Source organism: Paraburkholderia gardini (assembly GCF_907164545.1).
GTDB classification, from domain to species: domain Bacteria; phylum Pseudomonadota; class Gammaproteobacteria; order Burkholderiales; family Burkholderiaceae; genus Paraburkholderia; species Paraburkholderia gardini.
The window spans coordinates 74,821-85,588 of the sequence record NZ_CAJQZB010000028.1; the positions used below are offsets into that span (position 1 = coordinate 74,821).

11 protein-coding genes are annotated in these 10,768 nt (G+C 60.7%); all 11 read right to left on the minus strand.

The annotated features are described in order from the left end of the window. Window positions 1-50 precede the first annotated feature (50 nt). The 11 genes from atpA to mnmG all read right to left on the minus strand — a co-directional run bounded on the left by atpA (window position 51) and on the right by mnmG (window position 10,582). The gene (gene atpA / locus LPA37_RS19160) at window positions 51-1,592 is read right to left on the minus strand and encodes a F0F1 ATP synthase subunit alpha (protein ID WP_228978622.1); all 1,542 of its coding nucleotides are present in this window, start codon (window positions 1,590-1,592) and stop codon (window positions 51-53) included. Between the two features lie 58 nt (window positions 1,593-1,650). Then, window positions 1,651-2,190: a F0F1 ATP synthase subunit delta gene (locus tag LPA37_RS19165; RefSeq protein ID WP_228978624.1), complete on the minus strand. Its 540-nt coding sequence runs from the start codon at window positions 2,188-2,190 to the stop codon at window positions 1,651-1,653. 2 nt (window positions 2,191-2,192) lie between these two features. Further along, entirely contained in the window at window positions 2,193-2,663 is a 471-nt protein-coding gene (locus tag LPA37_RS19170; protein WP_228978627.1) for a F0F1 ATP synthase subunit B, read from the minus strand. Window positions 2,664-2,800: 137 nt separating this feature from the next. Beyond that, the gene (gene atpE, locus LPA37_RS19175; RefSeq protein WP_007180033.1) at window positions 2,801-3,070 is read right to left on the minus strand and encodes a F0F1 ATP synthase subunit C; all 270 of its coding nucleotides are present in this window, start codon (window positions 3,068-3,070) and stop codon (window positions 2,801-2,803) included. Between the two features lie 82 nt (window positions 3,071-3,152). Continuing rightward, a complete protein-coding gene (gene atpB, locus LPA37_RS19180; RefSeq protein ID WP_228978629.1) occupies window positions 3,153-4,004 on the minus strand; it encodes a F0F1 ATP synthase subunit A in 852 nt (283 codons plus the stop codon). Window positions 4,005-4,147: 143 nt separating this feature from the next. Then, the gene (locus tag LPA37_RS19185) at window positions 4,148-4,690 is read right to left on the minus strand and encodes an ATP synthase subunit I (protein ID WP_228978631.1); all 543 of its coding nucleotides are present in this window, start codon (window positions 4,688-4,690) and stop codon (window positions 4,148-4,150) included. 284 nt (window positions 4,691-4,974) lie between these two features. Beyond that, window positions 4,975-6,117, minus strand: a complete 1,143-nt coding sequence (locus tag LPA37_RS19190; protein WP_407672570.1) for an SLC13 family permease — start codon at window positions 6,115-6,117, stop codon at window positions 4,975-4,977. Between the two features lie 18 nt (window positions 6,118-6,135). Continuing rightward, the gene (locus LPA37_RS19195; RefSeq protein WP_228978633.1) at window positions 6,136-7,026 is read right to left on the minus strand and encodes a ParB/RepB/Spo0J family partition protein; all 891 of its coding nucleotides are present in this window, start codon (window positions 7,024-7,026) and stop codon (window positions 6,136-6,138) included. 82 nt (window positions 7,027-7,108) lie between these two features. Next, entirely contained in the window at window positions 7,109-7,879 is a 771-nt protein-coding gene (locus LPA37_RS19200) for a ParA family protein (RefSeq protein WP_228978634.1), read from the minus strand. Window positions 7,880-7,937: 58 nt separating this feature from the next. Further along, a complete protein-coding gene (rsmG, locus tag LPA37_RS19205; protein WP_229013361.1) occupies window positions 7,938-8,627 on the minus strand; it encodes a 16S rRNA (guanine(527)-N(7))-methyltransferase RsmG in 690 nt (229 codons plus the stop codon). Further along, entirely contained in the window at window positions 8,624-10,582 is a 1,959-nt protein-coding gene (mnmG, locus tag LPA37_RS19210) for a tRNA uridine-5-carboxymethylaminomethyl(34) synthesis enzyme MnmG (RefSeq protein WP_229013362.1), read from the minus strand. The genes rsmG and mnmG overlap by 4 nt, the downstream gene beginning before the upstream one ends. Between the last annotated feature and the right edge of the window lie 186 nt (window positions 10,583-10,768).

Genomic DNA, 10,768 nt, shown 5'->3' on the forward strand with positions numbered 1-10,768 from the left:
CGGCCCGCGCCGCTTCAAGGTCCGTTTATGCCTTGCGGGTCACTCGCGGATCAGTAAGCGCCGGACTTCTTGAAGTCCTTGAGGGCCGTGTGCAGCAGGCCTTCGTCGTCCTTCGAGAGTTCCTTGGTGTCTTCGATGCGCTTGATCAGGTCAGCGTGCTTCGACTTCAGGCTGTCGCGCAGGCCTTTTTCGAACGGCAGCACTTGCGCAACTTCCAGATCGTCGAGGTAGCCGTTGTTCGCTGCGAACAGCGCGACAGCCAGTTCCCACACCTGCAGCGGCTGATACTGCGGCTGCTTCAGCAGTTCCGTCACGCGGCGGCCGCGTTCCAGCTGCTTGCGGGTTGCTTCGTCGAGGTCCGATGCGAACTGTGCGAATGCCGCGAGTTCACGGTACTGCGCGAGGTCGGTACGGATACCGCCCGACAGCTTCTTCACGACCTTCGTCTGAGCCGCACCACCGACGCGCGACACCGACACGCCAGCGTTAATTGCCGGGCGGATACCTGCGTTGAAGAGGTCGGTTTCCAGGAAGATCTGGCCGTCGGTAATCGAGATCACGTTCGTCGGAACGAATGCGGTCACGTCGCCTGCCTGCGTTTCGATGACCGGCAGCGCCGTCAGCGAACCGCTCTTGCCCTTCACTTCGCCGTTCGTGAACTTCTCGACGTAGTCTTCCGACACGCGAGCAGCACGTTCCAGCAGACGCGAGTGCAGATAGAACACGTCACCCGGATAAGCTTCGCGGCCCGGCGGGCGGCGCAGCAGCAGCGAGATCTGACGGTATGCCCATGCCTGCTTGGTCAAATCGTCATACACGATCAGCGCGTCCTGACCGCGGTCGCGGAAGTATTCGCCCATCGTGCAGCCGGCGTACGGTGCGAGGTACTGCATCGCAGCCGATTCCGAAGCCGACGCGGCCACGACGATCGTGTATTCCATCGCGCCGGTTTCTTCGAGCTTGCGCACCACGTTCATGATCGACGAAGCCTTCTGGCCGATCGCGACGTAGATACAGAAGAGGTTCTTGCCCTTCTGGTTGATGATCGCGTCGACAGCGACTGCAGTCTTGCCGCACTGGCGGTCGCCGATGATCAGCTCACGCTGGCCACGGCCAACCGGCACCATCGCGTCGATCGACTTCAGACCGGTCTGGACCGGTTCCGAAACCGACTTACGCCAGATCACGCCCGGAGCAATCTTTTCGATTGCGTCGGTCTTCTTTGCGTTGATCGGGCCCTTGCCGTCGATCGGGTTGCCGAGTGCGTCGACCACGCGGCCGAGCAATTCCGGACCCACCGGCACTTCGAGAATGCGACCCGTCGTCTTGACGATGTCGCCTTCCGAAATGTGTTCGTATTCACCCAGAATCACGGCGCCGACCGAGTCGCGCTCGAGGTTCAGCGCGAGACCGAAGGTGTTGCCCGGGAATTCGAGCATTTCGCCCTGCATCACTTCCGACAGGCCGTGGATACGCACGATACCGTCGGTCACGGAGATCACGGTGCCCTGGTTGCGAACGTCTGCGCTCGCTTCAAGGCCCTGGATCCGGCTCTTGATCAGCTCGCTGATCTCAGAGGGATTGAGTTGCATTATTCGCTCCTGATAGTCAATTCTGTTGCGTGCCAGCCGCTCAAGCGCGTTACGCGCTTCAGGCCGTCAGAGCCGTCTGCATGCTGGCGAGCCGCGCGCGGACCGAGGTATCGAGCACTTCGTCGCCGACCGTCACGCGCACGCCGCCAATCAGCGACGCGTCGGTTTCGACCACCGGCTTCAGTTTGCGCTTGAACTTGCGTTCGAGACTTGCGACGAGGTCGTTCAACTGCGCGCCTTCGAGCGGAAATGCGCTGACGATCAGCACATCGGCCGCCCCTTCACGGGCGTTCTTCAACGCTTCGAACTGCGTGGCGATTTCCGGCAGCAGCGTCAGACGATGATTGTCGACCAGCATCTGCACCAGATTCTTCGCCTGCGCGTTGTCCTTCAGCGGCGACTTCACCGCGGACAGCAGCAGTTCGCTGACCTGCGCGCGGCTGATTTTGGGGCTCGTAGCGACCGACAGCACTTCGGGCAGACGCGCAACCTGTGCCAGCTCCTGCACGAGCGTGGACCAGGCCGCGGTGTCATCAGCTTCGGCCACGCCAAACAGCGCTTCTGCGTACGGGCGGGCGATGGTTGCAAGTTCGGCCATGATCAGAGCTCGGCTTTCAGTTGATTCAGCAGGTCAGCGTGAGCTGACTGGTCGACTTCGCGCTTCAGGATCTGTTCGGCGCCCTTCACAGCCAGTGCGGCGACTTCGCCACGCAGTGTTTCACGGGCCTTCACGACTTGCTGTTCAGCGTCAGCCTTGGCCTGCGCAATGATGCGGGCCGCTTCCGCCTGTGCCTGTGCCTTGATTTCGTCTGCGACTGATACTGCGCGCTTTTCGGCGTCAGCGATACGTTGCTGACCATCGTTGCGTGCCTGAGCCAGTTCCTGGTCGACGCGCTTGTGAGCGGCTTCGAGTTCAGCCTTGCCCTTTTCGGCAGCAGACAGACCGTCGGCAATCTTCTTGGAGCGCTCGTCGAGGGCGTTGACCAGCGGCGGCCACACGAACTTCATCGTGAACCACGCGAGGATCAGGAACACGACCATTTGCGCAAACAGGGTTGCGTTGAGATTCACGGTGTTTCCTTAAACGTTGCGATGTCGGAAATTGAAACGGTAAGGCGCTCATCGATTCTGTCGTCGATCAGCGCCTCAGACCCGTTCCGCCCTGCGCCCCTATCCGTTATAGATCAGGCGCAAACTTCCGAGGAACCTCAGCCTGCCAGCTTCGACAGCAGCGGGTTCGCGAACGCAAACAGCATTGCCACACCAACGCCAATCAGGAACGCCGCATCGATCAGACCCGCCAGCAGGAACATCTTGGTTTGCAGCGGGTTCATCAGTTCCGGCTGGCGGGCACATGCTTCGATGTACTTGCCGCCCATCAGGCCGATACCGATACAGGCGCCGATTGCACCCAGGCCGATGATGATGCCGATACCGATGGCGGTCAGACCCTGGATGTTGGCGATGAAAGCTTGCATGATCACTCCTTTGTGAAAAGTCTTTTGGAACTGGGATTTAATGAAACAAAACTAAAACAATTCTTTTAATCGACGCACCACGTTAGTGGGTGTCGTGAGCCTGGCCGATGTACACCAGCGTCAGCATCATGAAAATGAACGCTTGCAGCAGAACGATCAGAATGTGGAAGATCGACCACACCGTACCTGCGATCACGTGGCCGATGAAGCCGAGTACCGAGGCGTCCGCGCCGAAACCCCACATGCTGCCGAGCAGGGCAATCAGCAGGAACAGCAGTTCGCCGGCGTACATGTTGCCGAACAGCCGCATGCCGAGCGAAACCGTTTTCGCGACGAACTCGATGATGTTCAGTGCAAGGTTGGGAATCCACAGCAGCGGATGCGCACCAAACGGCGCGGACAGCAGTTCATGCACGAAGCCGCCGGCGCCCTTGATCTTGAAGTTGTAGTAAATCATCAGTACGAACACGCCGAGCGCGATGCCGAGCGTGCCGTTCAGATCGGCGGTCGGGACGATGCGATGGTGCGGAATGACTTCCGAAAGGCCCAGCCAGCCGATCACGCGGCCCGGCAGGTCAACGGGGAGGAAGTCGAGCGAGTTCATCAGCGCGACCCAGACGAACACGGTCAGCGCGAGCGGCGCGATGAACGTGCGCGAGCCGTGGATCATCGATTTCGATTGATCCTCGACCATCTCGACGAGCATTTCGATCGCGCACTGGAAACGGCCGGGCACGCCAGACGTCGCCTTGCGGGCAGCCAGATGAAGGACCAGGATCGTAATCAGACCGCAGACGATCGACCAGAACAGCGTGTCCAGATTCCAGACGTGGATGTCGAAAATCGACGTCTGGTGCGCGGTGGAAAAGTTCTGCAAGTGGTGCGCGATGTACTCGGACGGATCCAGAGCGCGCGTGCCTTCGCTAGCTGCCATATCGTTAATGCCACCCAAATTGTCGAAAATCTTTCCAGGCTGTTCCCGGCGCGATGCCGTGTTGCGGGAACACGCCGGAGCGGATTCATGCCGAAGCCGCCTGCCTGTTGCTGACGCCGTGCGCCAGCCGTATGTTCAGTGCCTCACCGCCAGGCGAGTGCGATCCAGTACGTCTTGAGGGCGACCAGGTAAGTCACGAGCAGCGGAACCCAGCGTACGTCGCGATACCAGAATGCGATAGCTACAAACATCGCAATCGTCGCCCCCATCTTGAGCGCTTCGCCGATCATCCAGCTCATTGCGGTTTCGGCGCCGCTCAATGTTCTCAAACGTGCCGCGAACATCGCGCTCGGCACCCAGCAGATCGCTCCCCCCAGGAATGCGGACAGCGCAGCATCACCCGGCGGCTTGTAAAACAGCCACCAAAGCAGCGTTGCTCCCAGGGACAAAACCATTTGCGCCATCACAACCCGGAAAGGCGTGACGCGCGATGGGCGACTCACATCCGGACCAAACAGCTTTTCAGCTTCAGTCCGCGTGAGCGGAACGATATTGTTATCTTGCTGCTCGACATCCCACGCTTCGTCATGCGTTGCGTGCTGCCCCGAAGACCCGGACGCGGCGTGCGCTGCGCGGTGTTCGTCGTGCCCCTCGTGGGGCGCCTGATCCGACGATTGAGCCGCCATCGCAGTGTTCCGTAAAGTCTTGTTCAGCCCGCGAGCTTACGCACCGCTTACGGGGTTGCCTGGCAAATAAATCCGGGCGATTGTAAGCGATAGTTGCAGGCAATTCAAGACTTTACGTCGACCAATAACCTGCATGAAACGCGCCTTCATCATGCGGGAAATGGCTGTCTACTGCGGGAGACATGACAACTGTAAGGCGGCTGGGGCGCCCCCGTATCGTACGTGCCCGGAATGGTCAGATACAGCGTTTCCGCACCCGGCAGGACGCTCTCGCAGCCGTCTCATTAATGCAACAGAAGGCCCGCGCCAATTGTCCCGCCGACGATCCAGAACGGGATCGAGAAAAGGTGAAACTGAAGCCACATGCCGCGTTCGTTTGAAAGACGCACGGCGATCAGATTGGCGAGCGACCCGATCGCGATGCCAAAGCCGCCGACGCTAACGCCGAACGCCAGCGCGCGCCAGTCTTTCGTGAACTCGGCCAGCATGATCGCAGCCGGCACGTTGCTGATGCCCTGCGACAGCACTGCGCCGGCGGCATATGCATGTAACGGCGAGCCGCCGATATCGAAGCGACTGATCGTCTCGTGTATCCACGGCAGCGCGGCGACGCTGCGCAACACGATGAACATGAACACGAAGATCAGCAGCAGCGGCCAGTCGATCTGTAACACGACCCTGGGACGCCACAGCAGGAAGCCCAGTCCGACGCCCGCGAGGCCGATAGCGGCGTGATGCGCGTCCGCCAGCAGCACGAACGCGACGAACAGCACCGCCGCAACGCCCACGAGCGGCCGGTCGACCGGATGCGGCTCGACGTCCTTCGAAAAATCGAGTGCCTTGCCGCGGAAAAAGACGGCGGCCATCAGATACAGCACAACCATCAATGCGATGCAGAGCGGCGCCAACCCCAGTACGAACGCGCCGAACGACACGCCGCCCGTCTGCCAGAGAAACAGGTTCTGCGGGTTGCCTAGCGGGGTCAGGATCGAACCCGCATTGACCGCCAGCGCGATAAAAATCACGAGGCGTTTGAGCGGCAACGGCGTCAGTTTGTGCAGCGACAACGCAAGCGGGACGACGACGAACAGCGCTACGTCATTCGTGAGCAGCGTGGAAAGCGCAGCGGCAAGGCCAATCATCAGAAACGCAAGACCGCGCTCCGAATGAATGCGATGCACGACGCGATGTGCCATCCAGATCAGAAATCCTGATAACTCGACGGCTTTCGTCAATATCAGGAGTCCGGCGAGCGTCAGCACAGTCTGCCAGTCGACTAACGCCGGCAACGAGGCCCATGGTCGCGGATGCAGGCACTGCAGAACGATCAGCGCGACGATGAGAACCGACAGAACCGGTTCTTTCGTCGCGAACGCAAACACTTCACGGATGATGCTTCGAGACGCCTTTGGCGTGCGTTCTGCCACGGGCACGATAGCGCGTGCTCAGGAAGCGGTCGCGGTGCCGCGCAGTCGCATGAGAATGCCTTCCAGCGCGTCGAGGTCGCCAAAATCGACGAGTACCTGCCCTCGCCCACGCCGGCCGAGCTTGATCTTCACCGTGGCGGCGAGCAGATCGGAAAGCTCCTCCTCGAGGCGACGGGTATCGCGCCCGCCATCGTGGCCCGTACGCGCTTTCACAGCCGGCGCGGCTTTGGTCGTGGCGCTCACCAGCTTCTCGGTCTCGCGGACCGACATGCCCTTGTTGACTACCTGGTTTGCAAGCGTGATCTGCGTCGCGGCGTCGACGGCGAGCAGCGCACGCGCGTGGCCCATGTCGAGATCGCCAGCGAGCAGCATCGTCTGAACGGGCGACGCCAGGTTCAGCAGACGCAGCAGGTTCGACACGGCGCTACGCGAGCGTCCCACGGATTCCGCTGCCTGCTCATGCGTGAAGTGGAATTCGTCGAGCAGGCGCTGGATGCCCTGGGCTTCTTCGAGCGGATTCAGGTCTTCGCGCTGGATATTCTCGATCAGCGCCATGGCGGCGGCAGTCTGGTCGGGCACGTCCTTCACGAGCACCGGCACTTCGTCGAGCCCAGCCAGACGCGCCGCACGAAAACGCCGCTCGCCCGCGATGATCTCGTACATGTCCGCGGACACCGGGCGTACCAGGATCGGCTGCATCACGCCCTGCGTGCGGATGCTGGCGGCCAGTTCCTGCAGCGCGCCCTCATCCATCCGCGTGCGCGGCTGGTACTTGCCGGCCTGTAATTTGCCGAGCGGCAGCACGTTAGGCGCGCCGTCGATCTTCACCGCCTCGGTGATGTCCGCGCTGCCGCCGAGCAGCGCCTCGAGTCCACGGCCCAATCCCTTCTTTCTTGCCACTGCGTTCATCGTGCTTCCTCGATCCGCCTTGTGTTGTCTTGAGGGTCGCCTTGCTGGCCACCTTGTTCTTCCCGGACTCCGCCGCCGCGCGTTACAGCGCGCGAACCCGTTCAATCATTTCCGCACCGAACTGGACGTAAGCCTGTGCGCCGCGCGACGCCCGGTCGAAAACCACACCCGGCAAACCATAGCTCGGCGCTTCGGCCAGGCGGACGTTACGCGGGATCACCACATCGAATACCTTGTCGCCGAAATGCTCTTTCAGCTGATCGGAAACCTGCTGCTGCAACGTGATGCGCGGATCGAACATGACGCGCAGCAGGCCGATCACCTTGAGGTCGCGGTTCAGGTTCGCATGCACCTGCTTGATCGTCGCCACGAGGTCGGAAAGCCCCTCCAGCGCGAAGTATTCGCACTGCATCGGGATCACGACGCCATGTGCCGCGCACAGGCCGTTGAGCGTCAGTAAGGAGAGCGCCGGCGGGCAGTCGATCAGCACAAAATCGTAATCTTCCGCGACGAGCGCGAGGGCGTCCTTTAGCTGGCGCTCGCGATTGTTGACGCTGACCAGTTCGACCTCGGCGCCCGCGAGTTCGCGATTGGCCGGCAATACATCATACGAAACGCCTTCGGGTTTGACGCGCGCATCCGCGACGGTCACGCCGTCGACCAGTACTTCGTAGACGGTGTTTTCACACGCGGCCTTGTCGATACCGCTGCCCATCGTGGCATTGCCCTGCGGATCCAGATCGATGAGCAGGACCCGCTGTCCCTGCGATGCGAGGCTCGCGGCGAGATTGACTGCTGTCGTCGTCTTCCCGACGCCGCCCTTCTGGTTCGCAACGCAGAAGATTTTTGCCATCGTTGGTGTGTCCCTTTTTACTACTTTTGAATGACTGGAATGACTGGTGTCAGCTCAATCACGTATCAATCGTGACTTCGATCAGATGCCGCTCTGCGTTGAGCGATGGCACCCTGAGCCGGATAATCTGCTGTACATGTGCCCCTTCTGGCAACCGCCCGATCTCGCCTTCGGGTCGAATACCCTTCATCGCCCAGATCGCACCGCGCTCCGTGACGAGATGACGGGCCAGTGTAACGAAATCCGAGAGCTCTGCGAACGCACGCGAGACGATTACATCGAATTTAGCCGGCACTTCGACACCCGGCCGCAAAGTTTCGACACGACCCGTCACTACAGACAGATTGGCAAGTCCCAATTCGGCCTTGGCCTGCGACTGGAATGCGGTCTTCTTGTGAACAATGTCGTTCAGCGTAATGTTCCAGTCCGGCAGGACGATAGCGAGCACGATCCCGGGCAGTCCCCCGCCGGAACCCACGTCGAGTACCGACGATGCTCCGCGGGGCGCGAGATGCGGCACGATCGATAGTGAGTCGAGGATGTGCTGGATCAGCATCTGCCTGGGATCGCGGATAGCGGTCAGGTTGTACACCGCGTTCCACTTTGCCAGCAGCGCGACGTAATCGAGCAGCTGGCCGAACTGGAATTCGCTCAGATCGAGACCGAGTTCGCTCGCTCCTCCACGCAACAACGCCGACAACGATTCCCGGCTGCCAGCGACCTCGGAAGTCCTTTGCCCTGCCGTCATTGGGTCACCGGCTTGCTGTCGGCGCCGTTGTCCGCGGACTTTGAAGGCCGGCGACCAAAGCCTCGCTTCAGATGCACCATAAGCAGCGAGATTGCAGCAGGCGTGATGCCGGAAATCCGCGACGCCTGCCCGATCGTCTCCGGACGGAACTGTGTCAGCTTTTGCCGTGCTTCGAACGAGAGGCCGCGAACTTCCGCGTAGTCCAGTCCTTCGGGAAGTCGCATGCTTTCGTGCGCTTCGTTGCGTTCGATTTCGCCTGCCTGACGTTCGATGTAGCCCTGATACTTCACACCAATCTCGACCTGCTCCTTGATTTGCGTAAGCAGGACATCGTCATCAGCCAGCGTTTCGGTCGGTCCGCATGTACCGTCTAGCAGACCGCAAACGCCGTCGTAGCTCACACCCGGTCGGCGCAGCAGGTCGGCGAGACTGTATTCGTGGTCGATTGGTTTTCCGAGCAGCGCCGTGGCTGCTTCGGCCGATAACGTCTTCGGATTAACCCAGGTCGTACGCAGGCGCTCTGTTTCACGTGAAACAGCATCGCGCTTACGGCTGAATGCATCCCAACGGGCGTCGTCCACCACGCCAATCTCGCGGCCGATTTCAGTCAGACGCATATCTGCGTTGTCTTCGCGCAGACTGAGGCGATATTCGGCGCGACTCGTGAACATCCGATACGGCTCGGAAACGCCACGCGTAACCAGATCGTCGACGAGAACGCCAAGGTATGCCTGATCCCGACGTGGGCACCACGCCTCCCTGCCCTGAACCTGCAAGCCTGCATTGATCCCTGCGAGCAGACCCTGCGCAGCCGCCTCTTCGTAGCCGGTCGTGCCATTGATTTGCCCAGCGAAGAACAAACCGTCAATCACCTTGGTTTCCAGCGACGCCTTCAGACCACGCGGATCGAAGTAGTCGTACTCGATCGCATAACCGGGACGCAGGATGTGCGCATGCTCCAGCCCACGCATCGAGCGGACCAACTCCAGTTGCACATCAAACGGGAGGCTGGTGGAAATGCCGTTCGGGTAGAACTCGTTCGTCGTTAGCCCTTCTGGCTCCAGAAAGATCTGATGTGATTCCTTGGACGCAAATCGATGAATCTTGTCCTCGATCGACGGGCAATAGCGCGGCCCGACGCCTTCGATTACGCCTGTGTACATCGGCGAGCGGTCGAGACCGCTGCGAATAATGTCGTGGGTACGCTCGTTGGTATGCGTAACCCAGCACGGAACCTGACGCGGATGTTGTTCGACGCGCCCCAGAAAGGAAAACACCGGCACCGGGTCCAGATCGCCCGGCTGTTCTTCGAGCACCGAAAAATCGATTGTCCGGCCGTCAATGCGCGGCGGCGTACCGGTTTTAAGACGACCCTGCGGCAGCTTCAACTCCTTGAGGCGCGCGGACAGCGACACCGCAGCGGGATCACCCGCACGGCCGCCGGTGTAATTGTTCAGCCCAACGTGAATCTTGCCGTCGAGGAACGTCCCAGCCGTCAGCACGACGGCCCGCGAACGGAAGCTGATCCCGACCTGCGTCACCGCGCCCACGACGCGATTGCCCTCCACCATCAGATCGTCGACTGCCTGCTGGAACAGCCACAGATTCGGCTGATTCTCCAGACGATGACGGATAGCCTGCTTATACAGCAGCCGGTCCGCCTGCGCGCGCGTCGCCCGCACGGCCGGGCCCTTGGACGAGTTGAGGATACGGAACTGAATTCCGCCTTCATCCGTGGCTGCAGCCATTGCGCCGCCGAGCGCATCGACTTCCTTGACCAGATGGCCTTTGCCAATGCCGCCAATCGACGGATTGCAGCTCATCTGTCCAAGGGTTTCGATGTTGTGCGTCAGCAGCAGCGTTTTCGCGCCCATGCGCGCGGACGCTAAAGCGGCTTCGGTGCCGGCATGACCGCCACCGACGACGATAACGTCAAATTCTGAGGGAAAAAGCATCGCGGATCTCACGCCAAGTACGTCGCGTGAGCCTTTCAAAGGAAAATGTATGGGCGAATTATAACGGGTTCGCTTTTGGCCCGAATTTCATCCATTCAGCCAATCGGCATAGGGGACGGCCATGAGGCCGTACCCCTGCCACACCACCCGGCATGCGGGTCCGCACCGGGCGGTTCGGGAAGTTGA